This is a genomic window from Nocardia sp. GP40 (assembly GCF_050434125.1).
Taxonomy (GTDB): Bacteria; Actinomycetota; Actinomycetes; order Mycobacteriales; family Mycobacteriaceae; genus Nocardia; species Nocardia albiluteola.
Window position 1 is genome coordinate 654,915 of the sequence record NZ_JBNPVW010000004.1, and the last position, 12,107, is coordinate 667,021.

At 66.5% G+C, this 12,107-nt stretch carries 16 protein-coding genes; 8 read left to right on the forward strand and 8 right to left on the reverse strand.

Annotation, left to right across the window (positions count from 1 at the left end; translation table 11 throughout):
- Positions 1-21 precede the first annotated feature (21 nt).
- The 4 genes from ABH933_RS16215 to ABH933_RS16230 all read left to right on the forward strand — a co-directional run bounded on the left by ABH933_RS16215 (position 22) and on the right by ABH933_RS16230 (position 4,458).
- Complete coding sequence (locus ABH933_RS16215; protein WP_429428009.1) at positions 22-1,158, forward strand: NAD(P)/FAD-dependent oxidoreductase; 1,137 nt, start codon at positions 22-24, stop codon at positions 1,156-1,158.
- 12 nt (positions 1,159-1,170) lie between these two features.
- The gene (locus tag ABH933_RS16220; RefSeq protein ID WP_429428011.1) at positions 1,171-2,142 is read left to right on the forward strand and encodes an NAD(P)H-dependent flavin oxidoreductase; all 972 of its coding nucleotides are present in this window, start codon (positions 1,171-1,173) and stop codon (positions 2,140-2,142) included.
- A gap of 51 nt (positions 2,143-2,193) precedes the next feature.
- On the forward strand, positions 2,194-3,753 hold the full coding sequence (locus ABH933_RS16225) for a class I adenylate-forming enzyme family protein (RefSeq protein WP_429428013.1): 1,560 nt from the start codon (positions 2,194-2,196) through the stop codon (positions 3,751-3,753).
- A 102-nt stretch (positions 3,754-3,855) separates the two neighbouring features.
- The gene (locus ABH933_RS16230; RefSeq protein ID WP_429428015.1) at positions 3,856-4,458 is read left to right on the forward strand and encodes a TetR/AcrR family transcriptional regulator; all 603 of its coding nucleotides are present in this window, start codon (positions 3,856-3,858) and stop codon (positions 4,456-4,458) included.
- Here ABH933_RS16230 and ABH933_RS16235 read toward each other — a convergent pair.
- The 3 genes from ABH933_RS16235 to ABH933_RS16245 all read right to left on the reverse strand — a co-directional run bounded on the left by ABH933_RS16235 (position 4,433) and on the right by ABH933_RS16245 (position 5,908).
- Positions 4,433-4,897 (reverse strand): PaaI family thioesterase, encoded by a 465-nt coding sequence (locus ABH933_RS16235; RefSeq protein WP_429455040.1) that lies wholly within the window; start codon positions 4,895-4,897, stop codon positions 4,433-4,435. The genes ABH933_RS16230 and ABH933_RS16235 overlap by 26 nt on opposite strands.
- Before the next feature lie 221 nt (positions 4,898-5,118).
- Positions 5,119-5,322, reverse strand: a complete 204-nt coding sequence (locus ABH933_RS16240) for a hypothetical protein (protein WP_429455041.1) — start codon at positions 5,320-5,322, stop codon at positions 5,119-5,121.
- 73 nt (positions 5,323-5,395) lie between these two features.
- Positions 5,396-5,908, reverse strand: coding sequence for an SRPBCC family protein (locus ABH933_RS16245; RefSeq protein WP_429428021.1), 513 nt, complete (start codon positions 5,906-5,908; stop codon positions 5,396-5,398).
- A 61-nt stretch (positions 5,909-5,969) separates the two neighbouring features.
- On the opposite strand from ABH933_RS16245, the gene ABH933_RS16250 reads away from it, so the two are divergent.
- Positions 5,970-6,599 carry a TetR/AcrR family transcriptional regulator gene (locus ABH933_RS16250; RefSeq protein ID WP_429428023.1) on the forward strand — a complete coding sequence of 210 codons (630 nt, stop codon included), beginning with the start codon at positions 5,970-5,972 and terminating at the stop codon, positions 6,597-6,599.
- A gap of 43 nt (positions 6,600-6,642) precedes the next feature.
- Here ABH933_RS16250 and ABH933_RS16255 read toward each other — a convergent pair whose 3' ends face one another.
- From ABH933_RS16255 to ABH933_RS16265, 3 genes are read right to left on the reverse strand one after another with little or no spacing between them, the layout of a single operon-like run.
- A complete protein-coding gene (locus ABH933_RS16255; protein WP_429428025.1) occupies positions 6,643-6,795 on the reverse strand; it encodes a hypothetical protein in 153 nt (50 codons plus the stop codon).
- 20 nt (positions 6,796-6,815) lie between these two features.
- Complete coding sequence (locus tag ABH933_RS16260; protein ID WP_429428027.1) at positions 6,816-8,225, reverse strand: amidase; 1,410 nt, start codon at positions 8,223-8,225, stop codon at positions 6,816-6,818.
- Positions 8,226-8,233: 8 nt separating this feature from the next.
- Positions 8,234-9,076 carry a GntR family transcriptional regulator gene (locus tag ABH933_RS16265; RefSeq protein ID WP_429428029.1) on the reverse strand — a complete coding sequence of 281 codons (843 nt, stop codon included), beginning with the start codon at positions 9,074-9,076 and terminating at the stop codon, positions 8,234-8,236.
- Positions 9,077-9,377: 301 nt separating this feature from the next.
- Between ABH933_RS16265 and ABH933_RS16270 the strand changes: the two genes are divergently transcribed.
- On the forward strand, positions 9,378-9,605 hold the full coding sequence (locus ABH933_RS16270; RefSeq protein WP_429428031.1) for a hypothetical protein: 228 nt from the start codon (positions 9,378-9,380) through the stop codon (positions 9,603-9,605).
- 44 nt (positions 9,606-9,649) lie between these two features.
- On the opposite strand, the gene ABH933_RS16275 is transcribed toward ABH933_RS16270, so the two are convergent.
- Both ABH933_RS16275 and ABH933_RS16280 read right to left on the reverse strand, forming a co-directional pair.
- A complete protein-coding gene (locus ABH933_RS16275; protein ID WP_429428033.1) occupies positions 9,650-10,048 on the reverse strand; it encodes a DUF6463 family protein in 399 nt (132 codons plus the stop codon).
- Positions 10,045-10,674 carry a DUF2867 domain-containing protein gene (locus tag ABH933_RS16280; RefSeq protein ID WP_429428035.1) on the reverse strand — a complete coding sequence of 210 codons (630 nt, stop codon included), beginning with the start codon at positions 10,672-10,674 and terminating at the stop codon, positions 10,045-10,047. The genes ABH933_RS16275 and ABH933_RS16280 overlap by 4 nt, the downstream gene beginning before the upstream one ends.
- Before the next feature lie 94 nt (positions 10,675-10,768).
- Between ABH933_RS16280 and ABH933_RS16285 the strand changes: the two genes are divergently transcribed.
- Complete coding sequence (locus tag ABH933_RS16285) at positions 10,769-11,341, forward strand: TetR/AcrR family transcriptional regulator (RefSeq protein WP_429428121.1); 573 nt, start codon at positions 10,769-10,771, stop codon at positions 11,339-11,341.
- Between the two features lies 1 nt (position 11,342).
- Positions 11,343-12,050, forward strand: coding sequence for a ubiquinone/menaquinone biosynthesis methyltransferase (locus tag ABH933_RS16290; protein ID WP_429428037.1), 708 nt, complete (start codon positions 11,343-11,345; stop codon positions 12,048-12,050).
- The last annotated feature ends 57 nt before the right edge of the window (positions 12,051-12,107 follow it).

A 12,107-nucleotide genomic window follows, 5' to 3' on the forward strand; every position in this document is an offset into this window, starting at 1 on the left:
GCCCCGCCGGAAAGAGTGGTCGTGGTGGGAGGGGGTCTGGCCGGGCACACCGCGGCAGTGACATTGCGCTCGTATGGCTTCCAGGGGCGGCTCACGCTGATAACGCGAGAATCGGTCGAGCCCTACGATCGCCCGCCGCTGTCGAAGGAATTGCTGGCGGGACAGGCGATTCAGCCGACACTGCGCCCCGGCCTCGCCGATCTCGACGTCGAATTGCATACCGCAACCGCCGCGGTCGGCATCCGTCCGGGCGAAATCCTCACCACGGCTGGCGAATTCCCGTTCGACGCGGCGGTGCTCGCTCCCGGTCTGCGGCCTCGGCGACTGCCGAGTGGCCCCGGAGCACCACCGGCTCGGGTCCTGCGGAATCTCGAGGACGCCGTCGGGCTACGCACCGAGCTGATCGCGGGCCGGCGGGTCCTGATAGTCGGGGCGGGCCTGATCGGGGCCGAGGTGGCGACTGCGGCAGCCGCCGCCGGTTGCCGAGTCTCGGTCGTCGGTCCCGACTTCGGCCCCGCCCTGTCCACGGTACCCGATTCGGTGCTCGATGAGATCCGACGGTGGTACAGCGAGTTCGGGATCCGGCTGACGACCGGGGTTCAAGTCCTCGAAACCACCTCCGCGGGAGCGCTGCTCAGCGATTCCAGCCGTCGTGCCGCCGACTTGGTCGTCGCAGCAATCGGCGGGTCACCGGAGACCTCGTGGCTGGACGCCTCCCCGATCAGCCTGGATCATTCGGGGTTCATCGCCGCCGACAAATATCTGCGCACCAACCTGCCCGGCGTCCACACGGCCGGGGACGCGATCGCGTGGCGCTCGGCGAGATACGGATGCGACATGCATCTCGAGCACTGGCATCATGCGGCCGACTCCGCGCAAGTCGCGGCGCGGAACATCCTGGGCGCCAACGAGTCCTATGATCCTCTGCCCTACTTCTGGTCACACCAACTGGGCCACAGCCTGCACTATATCGGCCGCCACGGCCGAGCGGACACAGCCGAGATTTGCCCGGATCCGCGGGCGGGACAGGCGGTGACCTGGTTCCGAGGCGGGCGTCCGACCGCCGTGCTGGCGCTCGACGCACCACATCTCGTCCGTCGCGCCCGCAAGGCGCTGCAGGCGCCGGACCGATCGGAAATCGGTGCAATGCAATGGTGAAGGGAAAGGGTCATGAAATCCACGAGTCGACAGTTCGCCGAGCTCGTCGCATCGTTGCGGATACCGGTGATGGCGGCTCCGATGTTCTTGGTGTCGGGCGCCGAAATGGTCACCGCCGCAGCACGTTCCGGGATCATCGGAACATTTCCGGCCGCCAATGCGCGCACCATCGACGACCTGAGCGCCATGCTGGAGACCATCACCGCCGGAGCCGAGGCGGGGGCGTGGGGGGTGAACCTCATCGTGCACCGCACCTATGACCGACTCGATGCCGAACTGGCACTACTGCGACGGGCAGCGCCGCCCCTGGTGATCACCGCGCTCGGGACTCCGCAACGCGCCCTGGACGCCGTCCATCGCTGGGGCGGCCTGGTACTCGCGGACATCAGCACACCCGAACAGGCCCGTCGCGCCATTGCCGCAGGCGCTGACGGTCTGTCCGCCGTCTGTTCGGGCGCCGGGGGACACACGGGAAAATACAGCCCCTTCGCACTGATTGCCGCGATTCGCGAATTCTGGGACGGGCCACTGATCGCCGGAGGCTCGGTGTCTTCCGGCGCCGGCGTTCTCGCCATGCGCGTCCTCGGCGCCGACATCGTCACCGTCGGCACCAGGCTGCTCGCGACCACCGAGAGCCGCGCGCCCGAGGGACATCGCCGGATGGTGATCGACGCGACGATCGCGGACATCACCACCTCCGACAGCGTGACCGGGGTCGCCGCGAACTGGCTCACCGCGAGCCTGAATCGGCACCGGGCGCTGGCCAGCGCCCCGACCGGCATCGACTTCTCCGGCGCCATCGCCGACTCCAAGGCCTGGCGGGATGTGTGGTCGGCCGGGGAAGGCGTTGGCGCGGTCCGTGGTCCCGAATCGGTGGCCGAGGTCGTCTCCGCACTCAGCGCCGAATACGACGCGGCGCTGGCGGACATCGGAGTCGGCACGATTCCCGAACTCGCGCCCTCCGTCGCGCACCTTTCCGATTGATCACCCCGCAAGAACTCGACAAATTCTGTCTTCGCTTTACTGGAGGTTGTGGTGGCCGCTGTGACTACCGAGGAGATGACGGCCCGCCCGGAACGCGAGCCGTCCGCGAGCGTGGTCGAATGCCTGCGCCGGGCAATGGCGGAGACACCGGATCACACCGCGATCGTCTGCGGCGACCGGACGCTGACGTACACCGAACTGGGTCGGTCGGCGGTGGGTTTGGCGCGCCGCCTGTCCGGATCGGTGGTGGCCGGACGCCCGGTCGCGGTCATCATGCCCAACGGCCCCGAATTGTCGACCGCGATCTTCGCCGCCTGGCTGGCGGGTGCGCAGGTAGCCCTGATGAATCCCGGCTTCACCGGCCGGGAACTGCGCGTACTGCTCGAACGATCCGGGGCGGGCACGGTGCTCGCTACGGCGGAGGCCGCCGATCAGATCTCCATCGCGGCGGAGTCGCTCGGTCTCGAACTCATCGAGGTCGGCACCGGCGAGCTGGCCCTCGAATCCTGGTGCGGCGACGAGACGCTCACCATCACCGACGACCAGCTGCCTCCGCCGGATCGACTGGCGACCATGATGTTCACCGGCGGCACCACAGGAGTGCCCAAGGGCGTCGATCACACCCACCGCACCTTGATGCTCACCGTTTCCGGGATGGAGGCATGCTGGCCGACCCGGCTCGGTGCCGAGGTGTGGCTGAATGTGGCGCCCTCGTTTCATATTTGGGGATTGCTGATGGGCATCCTCAATCCGGTCTACGGCCAGGCCACGGTCGTGATCTGCCAGAGATTCAAGCCCGATGCGGTCGCCACGGCCATCCGCGATCACGGCGTCACCGTGTTCGGTGGCGGGCCGGCCGAGATCTACGCCGGTCTGTTGTCGAGTGAGCACACCAATCGCGCGAACCTGGCGACCCTGCGTGTCTGCCCCGGTGGTGGGTCGAGGTTCTCGGCCGCGCTGCACCAGCGGTGGTTGCGTCGGACCGGTGTGGATATCCGCGAGGCATACGGGATGACCGAACTCGCGCCGATCACCTGCAATCGCTCGGATACCCGTGGGCGACTGGGTTCGGTTGGGCTGCCAGCGGTCTCGGTCGAGGTCCAGGTGATCGATCCAGACGATCCGAACCGGTTGGCGGATGTCCGGGAAGCCGGTGAAATCCAGGTTCGAGCACCGCATATGACCATCGGATATCACGATCCGGCACAGAACGACGGGGCCTTCGCAGACGGCTGGCTCGTGACCGGAGACATCGGCTATCTCGACGAGGACGGCTATCTGTTCATCGTCGACCGCAAAAAGGACATGCTCATCGTCGGTGGGTTCAATGTGTATCCGCGGGAGATCGACGAGACACTGTGCCACTTCCCGGGAATCATCGATGCCGCCACCGTGGGAGTGCCTGACGAACGGCGCGGTGAGCGTCCGATCTCGTTCGTCGTCACCGATGCGGGTACGGTTCTGGATCGGGCGGCGCTGGCCGACTACTGCGCGACAAGTCTGGCGCATTACAAGCAACCCCGAGACATCCGAGTAGTGGAGCAACTGCCGAAGACCGCTGCCAACAAGATAGATCGACTCGCGCTGCGCAACATGGCAGCCGACATCTGAAGGCGCCGAGACCGGCCCAGCCCTCCGGCGGGTTTCCGGGATTCTCTTGCGGGCTAAGCTGACGTGTCGACTTCGGAGGAACCAATGGTGGGAGGCCCACGCGTGGCTGCGTCAACGCCGGTCGAGGGGGAATCGGCCTGGGAGGACAAGCGGCGCCGCATTCTCGACGGCGCCGCGGCCGTCTTCTCCTCGCGTGGCTACAGCAAGGGCACCACCAGAGAAATCGCGGCCCAGCTCGATCTCAGCCAGCCGTCCATCTACCACTATGTCGGATCGAAGGCAGACCTGTTGCGTGAGATCGCATTACAGGTCGATCGGGACATGACGACCGCGCTGCGCGACGGCTTGGCGGCGGGCAGCGATCCGGTCACCCAGCTGCGAGCGATCATCACCCGATTCACCTCCGCGGTGATCACGAACCATCTCACCTTCGCCGTCTACCGAAGCGAGCAGCGCTGGCTGGAGCCGACGGTGGCCGAACAGGTGCAACGCGATGAGCGCGAATTCGTCGCCACCGTCCGGAGCGTCGTCGAAAAGGTGCAGGCGCTGGGGCAGCTTCCGGACGCGCCGTCATCAGTGATCACCTTCGCGATTCTCAATATGATCAGCGAAAGCCATCGCTGGTATCACCAGGATGGCTCGCTCGATTCCGCGGCCATCGCCGACGCCTACTGCAAGCTCATCGGGCTGCCGCCGCAGGATTGACGGCGGCCCCCGTCCTCGTTAGTTGCTGTTGTGCCCGGCCAGTTCTCGTTCGATCGCTCGAACCGTTCCCTGGGCCGTCGGCGTACAACACCGGATCGCCGTCGGCGGGGACCGCGAAGATCTGGCATTCACAGACCGCCTGGCGGCGGGTGGCGTCGATGACGCGGGTGAACGCGCGTAGGCGGGCGGCATTGGCCGGACGCAGGTAGGTAATGGTGAAGCCGCCGGTCAGCACGTTCGGACCGAGGGCCGCGCCACCGGCGTAGGTGATGGTGTTGTCGGCGAGATAGGCCAGCACGCCGCCGTGGGCATAGCCGAACTGCTGGCGCAGATCGTCGCGAATCGGGATCTCCAGGGTGGCGCCGTCGGGGCCGAAGGCGGTGAGTTCCGCGCCGACCATGACACTGAACGGCTGGGCGGCAAGCATAGCGCGGGCCATATCGGGGGAGGAGCGGCGGTGGTCATCGAGTGGCTCGGATTCGTTAGTGTGGCGCGCCCCCAGATGGGGCGCGCCGGTCGTTGTGTGCTGCTCCGGTCAGGCTGTCAGTGCCGATTCGTCGGGTTGTTGGGGTTGAGCGGGTTGGCCGGGTTTGCCGGATTATCTGGATTAGTCGGGTTGAGCGGGTTGGCCGGGTCGATGGCCCAGCGAACGCTGGCACATCAGTCCTGGAAAGCTTTGTCGTCTTGGAGTTCTGGTCGATCGCAGTCGGCGAGGTTGTACTGCTGCGGGTCGGATGGCGTCACCTTCGTCGCGGGCTCCGCGCTTGCCGGGCTGGTCGAGGCAGTGAGCGCGACCGTGGCAATGGCACCCGCGATCGCGAGCCGCGTCAGCGATCTGCCCAGCCCGGTCATCATGGAGTTCACATCGATCCCTTCGTCTGCGCAGCGGGCGCGGTGCGCGCCACGGCGTGAAGTCGTGTCGAATCGTCCGGCGTGATTACTGGTGGACTTTGCTCTTGCGCACCTGATCGCTGTGGATCCGCGCGCGCAGGAAGCGGACATAGCGGCTGTGGCGGCTTCTGGGCGTCGTCCCCGGAACCAGTGCGGTCTCGGCGAGGTCGAGTGAGTCTTCTAGTGCGGCGTCGTGCAGCCAGCGCCACGCCAGCGCCCAGGTGAACCGGTCTTTTCCGTGGGTTCGCATGATGAGCTCGTGTGTCAGGCGGGTGTGTGTGGCGTCCAGCTCTTCCACGATGAATGCGTGCGTCCCGTCGAAACCGGCCGGACGGTGGAACCGGAACATCACCTCGCGTCCGGGAACGTATTTGACGCAGGTGTAGCGGATCGGTCCGTGGCCACCGGCGGCGTCGACTCCCAACGGCCGATCGAATCGCATTGCGGGCCACTGCTGGACCGGCCAGAGTCGGTCGTCGTCGCTCGACAGCGTGTCGAGCAGTCGGCCCGCCGCTTGGGCATCGGCTGCGATCACCCGGCTGTGGATATTGCGCACCATGGTCTGGACCCTTCATTTGGCGATTGCTCTCTAATTGCAATTAGAGGGTAATCTCCAATACGTGTCAAGGAAACCCACGCATACCCTGGACTCACTGCTGGACGCCGCCGCCGAGTTGGCCGCGACTCAGGGCGCCGCCGCGGTCACCATGAGCGCGGTCGCGGCCGCCGTGGGCGCGCCGAGCGGCTCGGTCTACTACCGCTTTCCCGACCGGGCGGCGCTGCTTGCGGGGCTGTGGCTGCGCACGGTCGATCGATTCCAGAGCGGGTTCCTCGAGGCGTTGCGGATCGATCCTCCGCAGCAGGCCGCCGCGCAAGCCGCCCATCACGTGACCCACTGGTCGCGACAACACCCGATGGAAGCTGCGGTATTGCTCGCGGGCCCGGGATCGTTCGGGTTCGCGGCGTGGAGTGCTGAATCCCAGGATATGGCCGCGGCGCAGCAGGCCCGAATCGACGATGCCGTACGGGATCTCGGCGATCGGCTGGGCTATCGCAGCCTGGCCGATCGGGAACGGTTGGCGTTGTTGATCATCGAGTTGCCCCATGCGGCCGTGCGGCGATGCGCGCGTAAGGACGACGCCGACCTTGCCGACGCCGCCGAGGCCGTCGACCGAATCGTCCGCGAGGCGCTCGATGCCCACGGTGTCACTCCATTCGACGCCGCTGCGGATTCTGAGCGCCGACCCTGACGGGGGCGATGGTCGAGCGCATTGTTCCGCCCAGGTCCGATCGTCAACGAAGGCTGTCGAAACCCCCTGCGGGGGCAAGATATCGGGCGTCGTTCACCCGGTGTAGCAGTTCGGTCATCGCGTGCAGGGCCTGGCCGAGGTTCTCTATCGAGGTGTTCTCGGCGGGGTCCGGGGACCAGATTGTCGGTTCGGTCATCATCGGCTCCGAATCGTGTGTCACCGAATGGTGGGGATGGCCAGATGGTGAGTGGTGCGGCGCTGATAAGCGTCGCCGGCGCGCAGCACGGTTGCTTCGTCGAAATGCTTGCCGCTGATCGACATCGACAGCGGTACGCCATCGTCCGACAGCCCGATCGGGAGGGCGAGGGTGGGGTTGCCGAGCGGGTTCCAGTACGGGGTGTGCAGGGATGCCAGCACATCCAGCGGTCGCAACTGATCGATCGTGTCCAGCCGGGGCGCGCCGAGGTGCCCGGTCGGGGTGACGACGAGATCCACACTGGCGAGCAGTTCGGCCATTCGGGCCGCGGCGATCCGTCGGACGCGCTGCGCCTGTAGGTAATCCGCGGCGGAAACGGCCGACCCGGATGCCAGGATGATTCGGGTGGCGCGTCCGTAGTCCTCCCAGCGGCTGCGCAATGCGGAATGGTGGTAGGCGTGGGCCTCGGCCAGCATGACGATGACATCGATGGCCACCACCTCGGGGTACATCGGCACCTCGACGGGGACGATGCGGGCACCGGCCTCGGCGAGGACGTCCAGGGCTGCGGTGAACCGCTCGGGTTGGACTGGGTCGATGCCGCCGCCGGCGTAGCGGTCGAGGTCGTCGACTCCGATGGTGAGGCCCTCGAGATCGCCGGTGAGTGCGCCCGTGTAGTCGTCGATCGGTGCCGGCGCGCTGTAGGAATCGGCTGGGTCGTACCCGGCGATGATCGACAACAGCAGGGCGCAGTCGGCCGCGCTACGGGCCATGGGCCCCACGTGGTCGAGGGTGTACCCCAGCGGCACCACGCCGGACTTGGGTACGCGACCGAAAGTGGGTTTGAGCCCAGTGGTTCCGTTGAACGCGGAGGGAATTCGAATGCTGCCGGCGGTGTCGGTGCCGATCGCCGCCAGAAACATGCCGGTCGCGACGCCACTGGCGGATCCGGAACTCGACCCGCCCGCCCAGCGCTCGGTGTCCCAGGCGTTGCGCGGGACCGGGAAGGGCTTGTCCGGATCCGGTACGCCGACGGCGAATTCCATGGTCGTGGTCTTGCCCGTGATGATCGCACCAGCGCGCTCGAGCCGCTCCACCACCGCGGCGTTGCCGACGGTCGCACCCCAGTCGGGGTCGAGCACCAGGCTCTGCCCGGTGGTCGGTCCGTGCTCGCAGGCGAGAATGTCCTTGATGCCCAACGGGATTCCCTCCAGCGGTGCCAGCCGCTGCCCGATTGCGATCTTGTCATCGACCCGGGCGGCCCGCTCACGGGCGAGATCATCGAATCGGGCCAGGTACACCCCGACGCGATCGTCGAGGGCGTCGGCGGCGGCCAGACACTGTTCGAGGAGTTCCCTCGCGGTGACGTCGCCGTGGCGGAGGGCTGCGGCGGCCTCGGTGACGGTGGTGATCCGGGTGGTCGTAGTCATGGGTGTCCTCATCGGCGGGGTTGCGAGGTCAGAGATCGGGTCAGATCGATGCGGGGGATGTCACCGAAGGCCATGACGACGTCACCGCGAAGAGCGCCGAGCGCGTAGTCGACCGCCTGACCGTCGGGCTCGCGAATCATCTGCTCCCACAGCAGGATCGGCTCGGCCGGTGCGATGTGCAGCAACGCGGCGCTGCACTCGTCGGCGGCAGCGGCCTGCACCGACAGATCGAATCCCGCGACAGCGACGTCGCTGGAATGCAGCAGGGAGTAGAAGTCGGTCTGGAACCTCTGCTGGTCGACCTTCGACGCCTCGGGTGAACGGAGATAGTTGGTGAAGAAGGCCATCGGCTGATCGTCGACGAGCAAGACGTACTCGATGCACAGGCAGTCGTCGCCGACGGCGACGCCGTCGAGGTGAGTGGCGACCGCGCTCGGCGCGGGCATCCAGGTCCAGTGCAGCAGCCGCGGGGTGATGTGGCCGTGCGCCAGATAGGTCTCGAACGGATCGCCTTGCGGCGGGAGAACACCCGGCACCACGTACTCCTCGCGGACCGTCATCGTGCCGACGCCTCGCCGTCGTTCGACGAGTCCGTCCCGGCGCAACAGGTCGAGCGCTTCGCGCACCGCCTTCCGAGACGCCCGATGGTGCGCCATGAGCTCGGATTCACCCGGCAGTCGCCCATAGAGGAATGCACCCCGGCGAATCTCGGCCCGCAACAGGTCGCGCACCCGTCGCGCCGCCAAATGGGCGGCGCCGGGCATCAACTGGTCGATTCGGCGCAGCGTCGGACGGCCGGACCGGTCGCCGTTGCCCGCACTCGACGCTCGGTGCTGTCGATGATCGTGCATGTCGCCAGGTTGCGTGCTCGCGCCGTTACGCGGCGGAGTATTGGGTTAACGTCGAGTTACGCCGAAATCTCCCTTCCGGGTGCATCCATCTACCTGCGAGTACGTCGTTCCGGCAACGATGTTTCGCGGGGCTGGTCGACGGCTCGCCATAGGGTGTGTCCACCGCCACCGAGAAGGCGGTGGATTCTGCCCTTACTTTCCGGTGCGGGGTTCGATACTCTGAACCCAGGCGTTATACGCAACGTATAACTCGGAAATATCTTCCGCTCCTACATTTTTCGCAGAAGAGAGTGAGCCCGCCATGCCTGATGGCGGATGGGAAGTCCCGCGCTGGGCCGAGCTCGCCGCGTGGGCGGCAGTCGGGTGCGCGATTCCGTCGTGCGCTTGGCGAGTCGCGGCCGGATTCGGGTTGATGTGGGATTCACCGGTGTGTTACGCGCCGCTGCTTGCCTGGGAGCCTCTGGTCCTCGCGGTGACCGCCGCCGACGCCCGGCACCGCTATGCAAGGCTCCAGACCGGCGCGGCCTGAGAGGGTTCGACGGCAAATCGTCGAACCCTCTCTCGGTGCAACCATCACGCTGTTCGCGCTGCTTCGGGGGTCGGGGTGGCGCGCCGAGTGCCGACGATCAGCAAGACGACGGCTGCCGCCATGATCGGCCACGGTGTGAGTGCAAGGACCACGGCACCATGTACGGTCCAGAGTCCGAGCACCCACACGATGAATCGGGGCGGTGTCATGCCGCGGCGGTCCAACCACAGCACCGTCAATCCGACCAGAACCAGCGGAATTCCAAAGCTGTCCAGCGACAACCACAATGCGCTGTTCGCGGGGCTCATCGCGGTCAGATCGTCGTGCCACAGTGCCCCGGTGTACCAGTCACCGGCATAGCGTGCGGCGCGCATCCATGTCAGGGCCAGCATGGTGTGCGCGGCTCCGAACAGCACGATCAGCCGGCCCGCCCACGCGATCACCGGACCTCGTCGGCTGCGCGCAGGGGCTCGGAGTGTGGGGCCGAATCGTGTTGGCGCCATACGCGATCCCACCGTCGCAGCATCGCCGGATAGACAATCAGGTGACGGAAAGGCGCGATCCCAGCCATATACAGCCGTCCGAACAGTCCGTTCGGCTTGACCAGGGCCGCCATTCGCAGCTCGTACCCGGCACAGGTCGCTGCCCAGCCGAGATGCGCTACCCCGTGCACGGTCTTGTTGGCCAGTTCGAGCGCCGCTTCATCGTGACGTTCGTACAAGGTCGTGAACGGAGTGTGCGGCACCGCCGACTCGGTCGACTCCTGACGCAGATCGTCGGGCAGCCGATCGCGCAGCGACCGGACTCGGGTGCCGAGACCCGCGCCGGGTTCGTCCCAGCCCAGCAAGGCACCCAGCCGCCAGCGCACCGCGAACAGGAGGCGGACCGGTGCGGAGGCGGTCGCGGGACCATCGCCTGCGCGGAGCGCGGCCAGAACGGCCGGGAAATCATCAGGTCCGGCACCTGGTGCGTGGAAGGCCCAGACGTCCTGCACCTGGAAGTCCGGCACGATTTCATGGATGCGCCACGGCATTTCGATGTGCGCGGAGCGGGGGAGGCGATTGGACATGACACCGTCCTCGATCGGTTATACGGTTGCGTATAATGCGAGTCTAGATGCATTATACGGTTCCGTACAACAATGGAGTGAGGTGGATCACGACATGGGCGCGCTGCGCACACCACGCGAGAAATGGATCGACGCGGGGCTGGAGGCTTTGGCCACGGGCGGGGTCGATGCCGTGCGCATCGAGGTGCTCGCCAAGGCGCTGGGAGTGACCAAGGGCGGGTTCTACGGCTACTTCGCTGATCGTGAGGCGTTGCTGACGGCAATGCTGGATACCTGGGAGCGGGAAGCGGTCGACGATGTGCTCGAGGCGATTGAGCGGATCGACGGGAATGCGCTCGACAAGGCCCAGCAGGCCGGTCGTCTCACCTTCTCCAGCGACCGATTGCTCCCCATCGACCTCGCCATCCGCGACTGGGCCCGTCGAGACACCGCCGTCGCCGAACGCCTACGCGGAGTGGACAACCGGCGTATGGATCTGCTCCGCGACGCGATCGGAACCATGTGCTCGGATCCCGACGAGGTCGAAGCCCGCAGCCTGCTGGCCTTCTGTGTGGCCATCGGCAGCCACTTCCTGGCCGCCGACCATCGCGGGCGAACCCGTGAGGAGGTCATCGCCCGCGCGGGTGATCTGATCCTCAACCGTACGAGCCGATCCGAGGGTCTGTGAGATGGCAGCCGAGCGAATGCCGCAGGGCAAAAGCGTTGAGGTACACGGGATCTTCCAAAGGATTGCCAGGTACTACGACCGGATGAACTTCATCATGACCCTCGGTCGTCATCGCCGATGGTGTCGTGAAGTCGCCGCGCACGCGGCGCCGCCCAAGGGTGGCAACCTGCTCGATCTTGCCACCGGCACCGGCATTATCGCCCTGGAAGCGGCTCGTAGGTATCCCTCTGTAATCGTGACCGGTGCCGACTTCTCCGAACAGATGCTGTCCTGTGCGAGGGGCAAACCGGGGGCCGCCGCCGTGCGGTGGCAGTATGCCGACGCTGCGAGCCTGCCCTTCGGCGACGAATCGTACGATGCGATCACCGAGGGCTACCTGCTGCGCAACGTCGACGATCTCGAGGTGGTGTTGCGTGAACAGAATCGGGTGCTCCGACCCGGAGGTCGCCTCGTCGTCCTCGAGACCTGCCCGCCCAGCGGGCCGGTGAAGTCCGTCGTGGAGTGGGGTCTGCGCACGATCGTCCCACTGCTCGGGCAGGTGGTGTCCGGTGACCGGTCTTCCTACGCTTATCTCGAATCCAGCACGCGCGCTTTCGAATCGCCGCGCCAGATCGCGGACCTGTTGAGCCGTATGGGGTTTCGCGACATCGGATGGCACAAGAAGTTCTTCGGCACCAACGTCATCCTTTGGGCTACCAAGGCGCCGTGAGGGTCTTCGGGTGCCCGGGGCGTGCTCCGCCTCACGCGGTCGACTGGTTGTACGCCT

Coding starts and splice junctions, on each gene's coding strand:
- ABH933_RS16220 (WP_429428011.1), top strand. CDS start 1,171: ATGAAATCCACGAGTCGACAGTTCGCCGAGCTCGTCGCATCGTTGCGG.
- ABH933_RS16235 (WP_429455040.1), bottom strand. CDS start 4,897: ATGGCCCGCGCTATGCTTGCCGCCCAGCCGTTCAGTGTCATGGTCGGC.
- ABH933_RS16245 (WP_429428021.1), bottom strand. CDS start 5,908: ATGGTGCGCAATATCCACAGCCGGGTGATCGCAGCCGATGCCCAAGCG.
- ABH933_RS16255 (WP_429428025.1), bottom strand. CDS start 6,795: ATGACCGAACCGACAATCTGGTCCCCGGACCCCGCCGAGAACACCTCG.
- ABH933_RS16260 (WP_429428027.1), bottom strand. CDS start 8,225: ATGACTACGACCACCCGGATCACCACCGTCACCGAGGCCGCCGCAGCC.
- ABH933_RS16265 (WP_429428029.1), bottom strand. CDS start 9,076: ATGCACGATCATCGACAGCACCGAGCGTCGAGTGCGGGCAACGGCGAC.
- ABH933_RS16270 (WP_429428031.1), top strand. CDS start 9,378: ATGCCTGATGGCGGATGGGAAGTCCCGCGCTGGGCCGAGCTCGCCGCG.
- ABH933_RS16280 (WP_429428035.1), bottom strand. CDS start 10,674: ATGTCCAATCGCCTCCCCCGCTCCGCGCACATCGAAATGCCGTGGCGC.
- ABH933_RS16285 (WP_429428121.1), top strand. CDS start 10,769: ATGGGCGCGCTGCGCACACCACGCGAGAAATGGATCGACGCGGGGCTG.
- ABH933_RS16290 (WP_429428037.1), top strand. CDS start 11,343: ATGGCAGCCGAGCGAATGCCGCAGGGCAAAAGCGTTGAGGTACACGGG.